Raw genomic sequence first — 14899 nt, forward strand, 5'->3', positions numbered from 1 at the left:
GCGTCACGGCGGCGCCCCCCAGGCCAACGGCGGTGAAGGGACCAATCGACGTGAGGTTGTTGCTGCTCGTCTCCCTGTTAGCCCTGACGCTCGCCCCACCGGCGGTCGCCGCCGCACCGGGCGAGTGGATCGAGGCCGAGGACGGCGCGCTGTCCGGCGTCGTGGTCGAGACGACCGTCGAGGGCTTCTCGGGCACCGGTTACGTCGGCGGCTTCGACGAGGCCGCCGACCACGTGACCATCATCATCCCGGACAGCCCCGGCGGCCTGCACGACCTCACCGTCCGCTACGCCGCGCCCAACGGGGCGAAGAAGACCGCGGTGTCGCTCAACGGCAGCGCGGTCGGCGAGGTCGCGCTGGCCGAGAGCGCCGGGTTCACCGAGGCCACGGGCGCGAAGTTGATGCTGGCCGAGGGCGACAACACGGTCACCTTCACCACCGGCTGGGGCTGGTACCTGATCGACGCGATCGGCGTCGCACCGAGCGCGCCGTCCGCGCCGGGCGTGCACGAGGCCGAGGACGGCCTGCTGAACGGCGTCGTCGTCGAGTCGAGCGTCGCGGGCTTCTCGGGTCGCGGCTACGTGGCGGGTTTCGACACCGGCACGGACCACGTGACGATCACGATCCCCGACAGCCCGGGAGGGCTGCACGACCTGACCATCCTCTACGCCACGCCGTACGGCGCGAAGACGGCGTCGCTGTCGCTCAACGGCAGCGGACTCGGTGACGTCTCCTTCCCGGAGAACCCGACGTTCACCTCGATCCCCGCGGGCAAGGTGCTGCTGCGACCGGGTGACAACACGGTCACCATCACCAACAACTGGGGCTGGTACCTGATCGACGCGATCAAGGTGACGCCCAGCGCGCCGCGCGGACCGCACCAGGTCACCGGCGCGTTGACCGACCCGGCCGCCACGGCCGAGGCCAAGGGTCTGATGCGGTACCTGGCGGACAACTACGGCGAGAACACCCTGTCGGGCCAGCAGGACCAGGGCAGCATCGACTGGGTCGAGCAGAACACCGGCAAGGCGCCCGCCATCGCAGGCCTCGACCTCATGGACTACTCGCCGAGCCGGGTCGAGCGCGGCACCGTCGGCGCGGACGTGGACCACGCCCTGGCCTACGACCGGCGCGGCGGCATCGTGACGCTGGCCTGGCACTGGAACGCGCCGTCCGGGCTGATCGACGTGCCGGGCAAGGAGTGGTGGCGCGGGTTCTACACGGACGCGACGACGTTCGACGTGGCCGCCGCGCTCGCGGACCCGACGTCGGCGGACTACAAGCTGCTGATCCGGGACATGGACGCGATCGCCGTGCAGCTCAAGCGGCTGGCGGACGCGAAGGTGCCGGTGCTGTGGCGACCGCTGCACGAGGCCGAGGGCGGCTGGTTCTGGTGGGGTGCCAAAGGGCCCGGCCCGGCCAAGGAGCTGTACCGGCTGCTGCACCAGCGCCTGGTCGGCCACCACGGCCTGCACAACCTGATCTGGGTGTGGAACTCGATCGCGCCGGAGTGGTACCCCGGTGACGACCTCGTGGACGTCGTGAGCATGGACTCGTACCCGCCGCAGGGCGACCACGGTCCGGTGATCGGCCCGTACGAGCGGCTGGTCGAGCTGGGCGGCGACCGCAAGCTGGTGGCGCTGGGCGAGGTGGGCTCCATCCCGGACCCCGACCTGGTCCGCGCGTACGAAGCCCGGTGGTCGTGGTTCGTCACGTGGTCGGGTTCGTTCATCCAGGACGGCGTGACCAATCCGCGTGACTTCGTGCAGCGCGTCTACGACCACCGGCACGTGATCACGCTCGACGAACTGCCCGCCTTCAAGACCACCCCGGGCCGGTGCGCGGCGACGATGCGCGTGGTGGCGCAGTGGGGTACCGGCTACCACGTCGAGATCACCCTGCGGCACGAGGAGAACTCGCCGTCCGCGGGTTGGCGGGTGACCTGGCCGTTCGCGGACGGGCACGTCCGGCACACCTGGGGTGCGGCCATCACCACCGACGGCACGACCGCGACGGCGAAGAACCTGTCGTGGAACGCCGCCGTCAAGCCGGGGGAGTCCGTCACGTTCGGCTACCTCGCCAGTGGCTCCCCGACAGCGCCTGCCTTGACTTGCGCTATCGGGTGATCGCGTCCGGTGGACCGGCGGGAGCGAACAGGGGACCGGACGCGGTGTCCGCACCCACCTCCCGCCACCACCGGGCTTGTCCGGGTGTCGTGACGCCGGCCGCGGTCAGGCCGATGCCGGCGTCGCGCACCACTTCGAGCACGCCGGCCAACGCCCGCGACACCGTCGATCCCGGCTCCGTCGCGGACGACTGCGCCATCCGCACCGCCCGCACCGACCCGCCCTCGACCAACCGCACCAGGTCGGCGGGCGCGGCGGTGAAGTCCTCCAGCTCGACGCCGACCTCGTGCTCCGCCAGGTAGCCCAGGTTGTCGGCGGCCTCACCGAGATCGCCGAACAGCGCCTGAGCGGGCGCGCCCAACCTCAGCGACGACGCCGGCAACCCGGTCTCGGACAGCACGTCCCGCACCACGCCGAGCAAGTCGGGGTCCGCCGCCTGGCTCGGGGTCAACGCCCACCGCACCGGCAGGCCGCGGCCGGGTTCCCGCCGCCACTCCCGCGCCTGCTCGCACGCCTCCCGCAGCGCCCACGTGCCCAGCGGCACGATCAGCCCGGTGTCCTCGGCCAACGCCAGGCACTGCTCGTGCGGCAGCCCGCCCAACGCCGGGTGGTCCCAGCGCAACACCACGTCCGCCGACTCCACCCGCCCGTCCGCGAGCCGCACCACCGGCCGGTACAGCACCCGGATCTCGCCGTTCTCCCACGCGCCGGGCATGGTCGCGGCCAGGCTGGACGTGCGCCGGTCGCGGCCGTCCTGCGCCCGGTCGGCCAACTCCCACTGCCGGCGCCCGACGCCCCTGGCCCGACGCAGCGTGAGGTCCGCCGAGTCGAGCAGGTCCGACGGCGTCGAGTCGCGCGGCGGCCGGTGCACCACGCCGATCGTCGCGGACACCGCCACCCGGTGGCCGTCGGCGTGGAACGGCGCGGACAGCAGGTCGTTGATCCGCCGGATCATCGTCACCACGTCCGGCGTCGACGGCGTGTTCTCCACCAGGATCGCGAACTCGTCGTGGCCGAACCGGGCCACCATCGCGTTCTCCTCCACGACCAGCGCCCGCAGCCGACCGGCCACGATCTTGAGCACGTGGTCGCCGACCTCACGGCCGAGCCCGCCGGTGATGCGCGAGAAACCGTCGAGGTCGAGGTGGAACACGCTGACACCGGCGCCCGGGTCCGCCGTGCGCAGCGCCTGTTCCAGCCGGCTGGTGAAGTACTGCCGGTTCGGCAGCCTGGTCAGCACGTCGTGCAGCGCCTGGTGGTTGAGCTGGCCTTGCAGCAGGTTGACGTCCGTCGCGTCCTCGGCGAGCACCATCACCTGCGCCGGGCTTTCACTGCGGCGCAGCGGCGACAGGGTGAGCGTCACCCAGGCCAGCTCGCCGTCGGCGCGCAGCAGCTGGCGCGGCTGGGTGATCGACACCGTGCCGCCACCGGCCAGCTCCGCGAAATCGGCACGCAACGCGGTGCGGTCGTCCTCGTGCACCAGCTCGAACACCGACGTCGCCGCCAGCTCGGCGGGCGTCCGGTCCACGATCCGGCCCAGCGCGGCGTTCGACCGCACCAACTTGCCGTCCAGGTCCGAGATCGCGATACCGGTGGACAGGTGGTGCTCCAGCAGTTCCAGCCGGGCCTCGCTGAACTGGAGTTCGACCTGCGCCTCGCGCATCGCCCGGTACAGCGAGCGGCCCAGCTGCTCCTGCTGCGCCAGCGTGGAGGCCCTGACCCGGTCCACGAACGCGGCGGCCAGCGAGGCGATCACGTCCACCACGCGTTCGCGCAGCTTGTCCGGCGGCGCGAGCGCGGGCATGGCCATCAGGCCCTTGCCCACGATCTCCACCGACGCCTGGAGAGCCTCGGCGGTGGTGCAGTTCAGGTCGACCAGCGCTTCGCCCGCCTCGCGGCCCGCGCGCTGCGCCAACGACCCGCTCGTCACCCCCGCGCACAGCTGTTCCACGAGGCCGAGCAGCTTGCGCTCCAGCTCGGTGGTGGCCATCGGGATGAACGTCCTGGAGCTGAGCAGGTACGCCCACTTCTTCGCGAGCCTGGTGCGGGCACGCAGCCCGTCCGCGTCCTGGGGGAGCGGCGCCGTCATCTCAGCGGCCTCCGGTGACCGGCTTGTGCCCCACGCCGGCCCAGACCTGGGTGTTGTCCTCGGGCTTGTCCGCGATGTCGCCGGCGCCGCCCGGCCGCCACAGCGCGTGGCCGACCACACCCGGCGGGACGAGTTCGTAGCCGTCGAACAGGGACGTCACCTCGGCGTGCGTGCGGTAGACCAGGTTGTCCTTGGACCTGCTCTCCCGCACGGTGTCCGCGGCGCGCGCCATGGTGTCGGGGCGGTCGTCGGCGGTGGCGTGCGAGATCACCATGAAGCTCCCGGGCGCCAGCCGGTCCCGGTACCGGGCCAGCAGCCCGCCGGGCTCCTCCTCCGGTCTGACGAAGTGGACGACCAGCAGCAGGAGCAGCGCGACGGGCTCGTCGAAGTCGAGCAGCCCGGTCACCTCGGGCCGGCTGAGCACGTCCTCCGGTTCCCGCAGGTCGGCCTGCACGGCGGTGGTGTTCTCGTCGTCGGCGAGCAGCAGTCGGCTGTGCACGACGGCCACCGGGTCCTTGTCCACGTAGACCACCCGGCAGCCCCGCGCCACGTCGCGCACGATCTCGTGCACGTTGCCCGCCGTGGGGATGCCCGAGCCGATGTCGAGGAACTGCCGGACACCGCGCTCGGCGAGGTAGGTGACCGCGCGGCGCAGGAACGCGCGGTTCAGCCGGACCAGGTCCCGCGCGCCGGGCAGCACCTTGAGCATCTGGTCGCCCATGGCGCGGTCGACGGCGAGGTTGTGCGCGCCGCCCAGCAGGTAGTCGTAGGTGCGGGCCACGCTCGGCACCGTGACGTCGATGCCTTCCGGTACCCAGTCGAGATCGCTCATCGCGTGCTCCGGGGGCCTTTCGCGCTTGGTGAACCAGGACATCCAACCGCCCGAGTGCGGCAGGCACCAGCGGATTCGACAATATAACTCCAATGCGCGATCCCGTTGTGGTCCGGCCTGCGCATAGAGTGCACGCCGTCGATGACTTGCCGGACGACTTGCTCGAAACCGAGGAGTGGCGCCCGATGACGGCCGGCCCGAATACCGGCGACGACAGCGCGACCCGCGGACCTGGGGCACCTACGGTTCCCGGGCGATTGCCCGTGCTCGGGCACACCGCCTCCTTGCTGCGACAACGCCTGGCGTTCACCGCAGATCTGCGGTCTTACGGTCCGGTGGTGCGGATCTTCCTCGGCGTCCTGTCGCTGCACTTCGTCACCACGGCCGAATTGGCGCACCAGGTGCTGACCGGCGAGACGGACAAGTTCGACAAGGGCATCTTCGTCGACAAACTGCGGCGCGCGTTCGGGAACGGGCTGGTCAGCACCAACGGCGATTTCTACCGACGGCAACGCCGGATGATCCAGCCCGCGTTCCACCGCCGACCGCTGACCGGGTATTCGGCGACGATGACCGAATTGGCTGCTGACCTGGCGAATTCCTGGCGGGATGGACAGACCGTGCCGCTCGATCGGGTGATGCAGAACCTGGCGATCTCGGTGGTCGGCCGCACGCTGTTCTCCACCGATTTCGGACCCGTGACGAGCGCGGCGATCCGGGCGCACACCCCGACGCTGATCAGGCTGGGCGTGGTGCGCGCGCTGTCGCCGCCGGGGCTGGAGAAGCTGCCGCTCCCGGCGAACCGGCGGTTCGACCGGGCCGTCGCGCACGTGCACCGGGTCGTGGACGACGTGGTCGAGTCGTCCTGCGGCGACCGCGGCGACCTGCTGTCCGTGCTGCTGAACGCGCGGGACGAGGACACCGGCGAGCCGATGGGCCGGCAGCAGCTCCGCGACGAGGTGGTCACCCTGCTCACCGCGGGCACCGAGACCACCGGCATCGCGCTGGCCTGGCTGTTCCACGAACTGGCCCGCAACCCGCGGGTGGAACGGCGGGTGCACGCCGAGGTGGACGACGTGCTCGGCGGCCGTGCCGCGACGATCGGCGACCTCCGCCGGCTGCCGTACCTCCAGCGCGTGATCACGGAGGTGCTGCGCCGCTACCCGTTGTGGATCATGCTGCGGCGGACCAACACGTCGGTGTCGCTGGGCGGTGTGCGGGTGCCGGCGGGCACCGAGGTCGGCTTCAGCCCGCACGCGCTGCACCACGACCCGCGCTACTACGACGAACCGGAGCGCTTCGACCCCGACCGGTGGCTGCCCGAACGCGCCGCCAAGCTGCCCAAGGGCGCGTACGTGCCGTTCGCGGGAGGCCTGCACCACTGCCCCGGCCACGCGTTCGCGCACGTCGAGATCGCGATCGTCGCGGCGACCCTCGCCGCCCGCTGGCGGCTCGTACCCGTGCCGGGGAAGCCCGTGCGCCCCAGGGTGATCGGCCTGCTGTACCCGAACCGGCTGCCGATGACCGCCCACTCCCGTCCCCGCTGACCTGCTGGAGGTCGTCCTTCTTGCGGTACTCACTCGCCGCCGGCCTGGTGGCCCTCGTGGTGGCGTCGTCGCTCACGTCCGCGTCCGCCTCGGCCGCTCCCACCTGCCGTGAGGTGAACGCGCCGGTGACCGTCCTCGGTCACCGGGAAGTCGTGCACGGCACCCTCTGCACACCCGCCGGCGGCGCCGCCACCGTCCAGGTGCTCGTCCCGGGCGCCACCTACAACAGTTCGTACTGGGACTTCCCCGACGGCAGGCACTCCTTCCGCGCCGCGCAGAACGCGGCCGGGTTCGCCACGCTGGCCGTCGACCGGCTCGGCACCGGACGCAGCTCGCGGCCGTCGGCGCTGACGCTGACCGCGTTCGTCCAGGCCGACGCCCTGCACCAGGTGGTGCGAGGCCTGCGGTCCGGCACGTACGGGCCGGACTTCAGCCGCGTGATCATCGGCGGCCACTCGCTCGGCGCGGCGATCAGCGTGGTGGAGGCGGGCACCTACGGCGACGTGGACGGCGTGCTGCTGACCGGCATGACGCACCGGGTCAACCCGGCGGGCGTGGCGGCGGCGTTCGCGAACTTCCGACCGGCCAACCTCGACCCGAAGTTCGGCCTGCTCCACCCGCTCGGCTACCTGACCACCGCGCCCGGCACCCGGTACGCCGGCTTCCACGCGCCCGGCCCGGCCTCGCCGGACGTCCTGGCGCTGGAAGAGTCCACAAAGGACGTTTTCTCGCCGGCCGAGGCCGTCGACGGGCTCGGGGTGGCCGTGGTGCTGCCGTACAGCAGGCTGATCGACGTGCCGGTGATGTCCGCCGTCGGCAGCCTCGACGCGGCGGTGTGCGGCCTGCTCGCCACGGACTGCTCGACGTCCGTGACGCTCCACGCGGCAGAGGCGCTGTACTTCCGCGCACCGCTGCGGACCTACGTGCTCCCCGACTACGGCCACTCGATCAACCTCGCGCCCGACGCGCGGGACTACTACTCGGCGGTCTCCTCCTGGGCAGTGGAGGAGGTTGGCCGCTGACGGTGGTGCGGGGTCCGCACGCGCCGCGGACCCCGCACCCCGACCTCACCCCATCGGCACTTCGGCCCAGACCACCTTGCGGTCCTCGTGGCGCGCGAACCCCCAGTGCACCGACAGCCGGTTGACCAGCACCAGGCCGTTGCCCAGCGACGGGTTGTCGGCCCGTCCCAGCACGGGCAGCAGGCTCGGACTGCGGTCCTCCACCTCGACCCGGACGACCCGGCGGTCGTCCACCCGCCACAGCCGCACCCGCCGCGGCCCCTCGGCGTGCCGCCGCGCGTTGCCCACCAGCTCCGCGGTGATCAGCACCAGGTCGGCGACACGCCGCTCGTCCACCTCGTAGGCGACCTGCCGCACCCACCCACCGATGCCGTCCACCGAAGGCATGCCGTCCAACTCCAGGTCGAGCCCGTCGTCAGGCAGCTCCACCATGTTCATGGCACGCTCCTCCAGCACCCTGTCGTCTCAAGGCGCACGCAGGTGGTAGCCGTTCCGCCGGCGCGCCAAACCACGTATCGCGTCACATTCCGGGCGGTCCCGGCAACTCCGGGTCGGACCCGTGTTGACGATCTGTAGCGAACCGGCTGCGCACCGTCCGCGTGATCGGTAGGCTTCCCGACGATCTTGCCCTCGACGTGGGTTGCGGAGGTCACGGGGTGGTCGGTGGAGAACGGTCGTCGCACAACGATTTCAGCGGGTCGGCGCGTGCCGTCGTGCAGGCCGGCGCGATCCACGGCGACGTGCACTTCCACTGGCCCGCGACGAAGGTGCCCCGCCAACTGCCGCCGCGCGTCGACCTGGTCAACCAGGTCCGCGTGCTGGCCGAGCTGGAACGGGACATCGCCGACCGGCCGCCGCTGGACGACCCGGTGATCAAGGTCGTGCTCGGTCCGCGGGGGAGCGGCAAGTCGACGGTGGCGACGTCCTGGCTGCACCGCGTCCACGAGTGGTTCCCCGACGGCCAGCTGTACGCGGCGCTCGGCGCGTGGAGCGATCACCAGGTCGCGCCGCGCGAGGTGCTGGGCGAGTTCCTGGTGTCGCTCGGGGTGGAGCGGGGGAACCTGCCCGCGGACCTGGCGTCCCGGGCGTCGATGTTCCGGTCGGTCACGCACGGCCTGTCGTTGGCCGTGTTCCTCGACGACGTGGTCTCACCGGCGCAGGTCCGTTCGCTGCTACCGGGACCTGGCGGTTCCGTCGTGGTCGTCACCGGTCACGGCGCTTTCGGCGTGTTGGCGCGGCAGCGGGCGACGCTGATCGACATCGATCCGCTGGAACCGGACATGGCGGTCGAGTTGTTGGGCCAGTTCGCCGACGAGCGGTTGCACGCCGACGACGGTGCGCTGCGTGGCGTCCTGGAGCTGTGCGCGGGACTGCCTGTCGCGTTGTGCCTCGTGGGAGGCATGCTCGCCGAGCGGCCGACGTTGTCCCTGGCCGAACTGCTGGCGGAACTCGCCGAGCCGGACGCCGGGATCACGGTGGTGGCCGCGGGCGACGAGCCGACGTTGGGTTCGCTGTTCGACGCCACCTACGCCCGGCTGAGCCCGCGGGCGCAGGCCGTCTACCGGGCGTTGGGCGCGCATCCGGGTACCGGGGACGTGTCTGTCGCGGCGTTGGCGGCGGGGCTGGGCGTCGACGGGCCAACGGTCCGCCGCGCGGTGGACGAGCTGGTGTCGCTGAGGGTGGTCGAGAACCCGGTCGCCGGTCGGGTGGTGGTGCACCACCTCGTGCGCGGGCACGCGGCGCGGACCGGTGAGGTGGTCGACCGGGACGGGCGGGACGCCGTCCGGCAGCGGCTGCTCGACTGGTACGTGACGGGTGCGGTCACCGCCGAGGCCGCCGTGATGGGGCAACGGGTGTGGCGTCGCAGGCTGTTCCCCGCCGTCGTGCCGCAACCCGGGCACGAGGCGGGGGCGGACTCCCGCGGGTGGTTGGAGCGCGAACGCGCGAACCTGCGCGCCGTCGTCGTGGCGTCCTATGAGGATGGTGCGTTCGACGCGGTGGCGGTGCTGTGCCTGGTGCTGTGGGCGTTGTTCGAGCCGGGCAAGTACTACGACGACCTGCTGGCCACCAACGAGCTCGGCGTCCGCGCGGCAGAGCACTCGGCCGGTGATGTCGTTCGGGCGGTGTTGCTGACGCAGATGGGATTCGCGCACCTCCACCTCGGTGACACCGACGCGGCGGTCGCGGCGTGCCGGTCGGCGGTCGGGATCGCACGGGCGGCGGGAGACGTCGAGGCCGAGGCGACCGCGGTGGAGTGCGCGGGTCTGGCCTGGCTGGCGCGCGACCAGGTGGACGAGGCTCGGAGCGAGCTGCGGCGGAACCTGGCGCTGGCCGAGTCGGTCGGCGACCCGCGCCGGATCGCGTTGGCGCGGTTCCACCTGGCCAAGGCGGAAGCGCCGGAGGTGGCTGTCACTCTGCTCGACCGGGCGTTGGCCGGTTTCCGCGGGCTCGCGGCGCCGGAACCGCGCAACTTCGCCAAGATCATGACGTGGCAGGGGCGGAAGCTCGGGGAGTCCGGTCGCACCGCGCAGGCCCGTGAACGCCTGGAGCAGGCCCGTGCGATCACGGCCGAGCAGCACTGGCCGTTCGACCAGGCCCAGGTGTTCGACGCGCTCGGTGACCTGGAGACGGGTGACGCGGCGAAAGCGTTCTACGAGCAGGCGATCGCGCTCTACGCCGAACATGGTTTCGTCAACGCCCTGACCCGAACCGCTCAGCGGCTGGCCGCCCTGAGCTGACGGACCTCGGCGGTGTGCTCCTCGTCGCCCAGCGTCACGGTGACCTGTGCGGGGAACGGGGTGGCGAGCAGTTGCCAGGCGTGCACCACCGATGCCCACACCCGGCCGACGTGGGTGGGGCCGGAGAACGCCAGCAGTGTGCCGTCCTGCGTGCCGACGAGCCAACGGCCGGCGTGGTCCGGCATGGACGCCGAACCGAGGCCCGGCAACGCGTCGAACATCGCCGCGATCCACCGTTCGGCGTCACCCTCGTGGTCTTGGACCACGATCTCGGCGCTCTCCAGCAGCGTCGCGTCCGGCGTGTCCACGCCCACCACCAAGTGGCTGTCCGGCGGGGAACAACGACGGAGGTCGACGGGGAAGCGGACCACCTCTGCCCGGTCGGGGGTGTCGAACTCGACCCGGACCCACTGGTGCACGACCGGCGGGGTCGTGATCCGGTCCACGGGAAGCGTGCGGACCTCCGGCGGGGACTCGGGTTCCGCCAGCCGGAGCAAGCGGTGGAACTCGGCGCGCAGCAACGTCGCGGACTGGCCCGGCACCGAGCTGACCAGCGCGGCGATCTCCGAGACCTCGTCGTTCGACTTCGCGGCGTCCAGCTGACGGCGCAGCGGGCGGTGGGGTACGAGCCGGTCGGCCTTGGCGATGAACCGGCCGACCGCCGACGCGGGATCGACGGCGTCGTGCGCGGCGGTGGCGAGCAGCACCGGAACACCCAGGGCCGCGCCGTAGAACGTGACCGATCCGTGGTCACCGACCACCACGTCGGCCGCGACGAGTGAGGCCCGCCACCCCTCTTCCGGCGGGAGGACCACCACTCCGGCCCGTTCGCACTCGGCCAGCCACATCCTCACCTGCCACCGCGAGTGGCCGAACCAGGTGTTCGGGTGGAGTGCCAGCGCGACCTGGTACTCGTCCAGGGGGAGTTCGACGCGCAAACGCCGAACGACGTCGGCGGCTTCGTCGTACAGGCTGCCTGGTCCCCACGTCGAGGAGACGACGACCAACCGCTGACCGCTTCGGACGCCCAGCGCCGCGCGGTAGGTGTGCCGCAAGGGGCGGCTCGCGAGCATCCGGTCGAAGCAGGGGTCACCCGCCACCACCGCGACCGGGACGGCTTCCGGGCAGCTCAGCCGGAGGCGTTCCAGCTGCTCGTCGTGGGAGAGGACCACGCTGGAGGGGATCAGTCGGCCGTCGCGGGTCAACCACTCCGCGGACAAGCCGAACACCGGCCTCCGGTCACCGATCTCCAGGTACTTGTTGTAGCCCATCCCGTGCGGCAACACCGCAAGCGGCGCGCGCAGGCGTTCCAGCGGTCCGCCGTAGCCTGCGGCGACGGCCAGGTCGAACGGCGTCCGCTCGGCCTGGGCCCAGTCGATCGACATCACCCCGAGCCGGGCCAGGTGCTCCACCGTGCCGGGGGTGAACGGCGACGACCCGGTGCAGGCGACCAGCACCTGGATCCTGGGGTCGGTGGCGATCAGCGGCAGGACGTCGAACAGGCGCGTCGCCGCGGTCACGTTGTGCACGACGCCGAGCACGAGCTTCTCGGCCCGACGGGTGGCCCACCTCGTGGCCACCGGCCGAGCCGGCACCACCGCCCACCGCTCGTCGAACACGAAGGGCGATCCTAATCGGGTGCACGTCCACGCGGGCTGGTTCGAAGCCTCATCACGTGTGGTGGGCCGGTCGGTGTGACAGTTCCTGGGCCAGCTCGACGGCGGCGCGTGCCGGGTCGTGGTCGAACCGGCTGGGGAACGCGTCGTGGATCCGCCAGCCCGCACCGCGCAGCGCGCGCCACCGGGCCAGGTGCGCCGCCGTGCCGTCCGGGTGGGGGCGGGTGTCCAGCGCGACGGCCGACGTCCGTTCGCCGACGACCACGTCCACCCTCCACTGGCCCACCGGGTACCCGGTGCGCGTGGTGAGGCCCAGCCCGGTCAGTTCGGTCGCCAACCGCAGCGTCCAGTCGTCGGACGGCGGGACGCCCTCGGTCTCGTCGGGTGGGCGTTCCGCGTGCCGCAGGTACTCCGCGAGCAGGCCGACCGGGCTGCCCGCCGACGTGATCACGTGCACCAGCCGCCGAGCGCGCGTGGTCAGCACCGCCAGCAGGTTCCGGTCGTTGGCGAACCGCCAGGCCGCGGGCCGGTCCTCGTCGGTGAGCGCCAGGCTGATCACCACCTCGTCGAACTCCGAGCCCTGCACGCCGTGGACGGTGCCGACGCGCACCCCACCCGTGGTGATCTCGTCCAGGCTCAACCGGTCGAGCAGGGCCTGTTCGAGCGCGTCGGCCTGTGCCCGGAACGGCGTGACCACGCCGATCGAGCGCACCCCGGCGGCGATGCGGCGGCGCAGGTGCGCCAGCACCGCGTCCACCTCGACCTCGTTGACGCCCTTGTCGTCGCGGACGCCCGCCACGCGCTCGACGTCGATGCAGTCCACGTCCGCGATCGACGGGTGCGTGGTGAGCAGCGCGATCCGGCCCTCGTAGAACCGGGTCGCGGCGAACCCGATCAGGTGCGGCGCGCAGCGGTGGTGCTCGGTCAGCCAGTGCACGCCGGCCACCGCCGCGCCCGCGTCGAACAGGCTCACCTTCGGCACGTCCAGCCGGTCCGCCAGCGGAACGGTGCCCTCCGCCGTCAACGCCTCGCGCACGGCGTGGTCGCCGACGAACGACACGTGCCGGAGCTGACGCGGATCGCCGCCGATCACCGCCCGCCTGCCGCGCAACAACGCGGGCGCGGCGAGCGGCTGGTCGACGTGGCTCGCCTCGTCGATCACCACCAGGTCGAACATCCCCGGCACGGCGGGCAGGATGTCCTCCACGTCGGCCAGCGTCCCCACCCACAGCGGCAGGGCCTGGACCAGGTGCTCGGTCGAGATGCCGGCCAACGCCCGGCGCCGCGCCGCCCGACCCGACCGCAACGAGGTCGCCAACGCCGCCACCGCCCGACGCGGCCCGGCGCCACGCCGGCTCACCGCGACCGCGGCGAGCCAGGCGGCGATCGCGGTGTGGCTGCGGTCGTCCTCCTCGGCGAGCAGCCCGCGCAACGAGGCCGTCGACGTGCCGCCGTTCGAGACGACCCGGACCTGCGCGGCGGACTGCTCGGCGGCCAGCACCGCCGCCTCCAGGTCCACCGCGTCCACGTCGTCCGCCGCGCCGGCCAGCCGCCGTGCCGACCGGACCGCCCACTGCGTCCGCCAGTGTCCGAACAACCCGTGACGTGGTCGCAGGAGCCCGTGCAGCCGGTTGAAGTCCACGCCGTCCTCGAACGCGCGCGGTGCGACCGAACGGTGCCCTGGCATCAGCGCCTGGAACCGCAGTGCCGCGTCGACCAGCTCTTCGTCCCGCAACGCCTCGCCGAGCGCGCGTTCGATCCGGGCGACCGCCGCGATGGCGCCCTTCCTGGCGTGGTCGAGCCGGGCGAGCTGGCCCTTCGCCGAGGTGGCGGCCAGCCCGGTGCCCAGCTCGCGCGCCATCTCCTGCCGCAGCTCGGAATCGCCGAACAGCACCGGCACCGGACCGCCGGCCCGCCGCAACGCGTCACCGAGCACGTCGGCGGCGTTGCGCGTGCGGCTGGCCAACAGCACCGAACGGCCCGAGGCCACCGCGTCGAGCGCGATCGCGGCCAGCGTGTGCGTCTTGCCGCTGCCCGGCGGTCCGCCGACCACGGTCACCGGCGCGGCGCGGGAGGCGAGGACGGCGGTCCGCTGGCTCGGGCTCAACGCCAACGCCCCGGTGACCTCGCCTGCCCCGGTCTCGTCGCTCGCGGTGTCGTCGCCTGCGCTGCCGGTGTCCTCCGAAGACGAGTACAGCCCGGCCAGCGCGGTCTGCTCGATCCCCCGCGTCCGCGCCCACGAGTACAGCGCCGCGCCGCGCTCGGTGCTGACCACCGGCTCGCCCGCGTGCAGCCCGGCGCCGGCCACCACGACGAGCTCGTCCCCGCCGATCAGCACGCGCGGGTCGTGCTCCGGCCCCAGCACCGGCACGTCGGCCAGTCCGCCGGCACCCGACCCCGCGTCGGCCAACCCGCCGGCGGCCAACGTCGCCTTGATCCACTCCTCGCCCCTGGCCAGCCGCGTCTCCAACTCGGCCGCCTTGGACCAGTCGGCGAGCAGCGGGAACATCGCCACGTCACCGGCGACGTGGAACTGGTAGCGCCGACCGCCCACGTGGTGCAGCCGCACCGGCCGCGACACCAGCGGCAGGCACACGCGCCGGCGCTGGCCGTTCACCGTCGTCGGGCCGCACAGGAACGCCCAGCCGAGCCGCAGCAGCCGGTCTTCCTGGTGCAACGCGTCGAACGACGCCAGCCGCTCGACCGTGGCCTGCTGCTCGGGCCGCGCCGTCCAGTGCGTCGACCGGGGCTGGTCCTGGGTGGCGGTGAGAGCGCCCCACGCGGTCTCGTCCGTGCCCATCCACACCAGCCCGGCGGTCTTGGTCAGGTCCAGCTGCACCCGCGCCGGCTGCTCGGACGCACTGAGACGGGCCAGCGTGCGCAGCACGGCGGGAACGGTCACGGTGAAATCCTGCCACCCGGGTCCGAC

General features: G+C 72.5%; 9 protein-coding genes. 4 read left to right on the forward strand and 5 right to left on the reverse strand.

The features are described from left to right. The first annotated feature begins 50 nt into the window (after positions 1-50). Positions 51-2126 carry a glycosyl hydrolase gene (locus OQ02_RS41165; protein ID WP_051772662.1) on the forward strand — a complete coding sequence of 692 codons (2076 nt, stop codon included), beginning with the start codon at positions 51-53 and terminating at the stop codon, positions 2124-2126. Here the strand turns inward: OQ02_RS41165 and OQ02_RS22640 are convergent. Together OQ02_RS22640 and OQ02_RS22645 are read right to left on the reverse strand one after the other, a co-directional pair. After that, the gene (locus OQ02_RS22640) at positions 2116-4215 is read right to left on the reverse strand and encodes a putative bifunctional diguanylate cyclase/phosphodiesterase (RefSeq protein WP_033440524.1); all 2100 of its coding nucleotides are present in this window, start codon (positions 4213-4215) and stop codon (positions 2116-2118) included. The genes OQ02_RS41165 and OQ02_RS22640 overlap by 11 nt on opposite strands. Position 4216: 1 nt before the next feature. Further along, positions 4217-5047 (reverse strand): SAM-dependent methyltransferase, encoded by an 831-nt coding sequence (locus OQ02_RS22645; RefSeq protein WP_033440575.1) that lies wholly within the window; start codon positions 5045-5047, stop codon positions 4217-4219. 185 nt (positions 5048-5232) lie between these two features. Between OQ02_RS22645 and OQ02_RS22650 the strand changes: the two genes are divergently transcribed. Further along, positions 5233-6594 carry a cytochrome P450 gene (locus OQ02_RS22650; RefSeq protein WP_081915859.1) on the forward strand — a complete coding sequence of 454 codons (1362 nt, stop codon included), beginning with the start codon at positions 5233-5235 and terminating at the stop codon, positions 6592-6594. A 20-nt stretch (positions 6595-6614) separates the two neighbouring features. After that, positions 6615-7616 carry an alpha/beta hydrolase gene (locus OQ02_RS22655; RefSeq protein WP_033440526.1) on the forward strand — a complete coding sequence of 334 codons (1002 nt, stop codon included), beginning with the start codon at positions 6615-6617 and terminating at the stop codon, positions 7614-7616. Between the two features lie 45 nt (positions 7617-7661). Here the strand turns inward: OQ02_RS22655 and OQ02_RS22660 are convergent, their stop codons facing one another. Beyond that, positions 7662-8054 carry an ATP-binding protein gene (locus OQ02_RS22660; protein ID WP_156077213.1) on the reverse strand — a complete coding sequence of 131 codons (393 nt, stop codon included), beginning with the start codon at positions 8052-8054 and terminating at the stop codon, positions 7662-7664. Between the two features lie 218 nt (positions 8055-8272). Between OQ02_RS22660 and OQ02_RS22665 the strand changes: the two genes are divergently transcribed. After that, positions 8273-10354, forward strand: coding sequence for an NB-ARC domain-containing protein (locus tag OQ02_RS22665; RefSeq protein WP_033440527.1), 2082 nt, complete (start codon positions 8273-8275; stop codon positions 10352-10354). Here the strand turns inward: OQ02_RS22665 and OQ02_RS22670 are convergent. Both OQ02_RS22670 and OQ02_RS22675 read right to left on the reverse strand, forming a co-directional pair. Continuing rightward, positions 10330-11973, reverse strand: coding sequence for a hypothetical protein (locus tag OQ02_RS22670; RefSeq protein ID WP_051772665.1), 1644 nt, complete (start codon positions 11971-11973; stop codon positions 10330-10332). The two genes, OQ02_RS22665 and OQ02_RS22670, sit on opposite strands and share 25 nt — an antisense overlap. A 52-nt stretch (positions 11974-12025) precedes the next feature. Then, positions 12026-14872: an AAA domain-containing protein gene (locus OQ02_RS22675; RefSeq protein WP_051772666.1), complete on the reverse strand. Its 2847-nt coding sequence runs from the start codon at positions 14870-14872 to the stop codon at positions 12026-12028. Positions 14873-14899 lie beyond the last annotated feature (27 nt).

The sequence above is a fragment of the Saccharothrix sp. NRRL B-16314 genome (assembly GCF_000716595.1).
Taxonomy (GTDB): domain Bacteria; phylum Actinomycetota; class Actinomycetes; order Mycobacteriales; family Pseudonocardiaceae; genus Actinosynnema.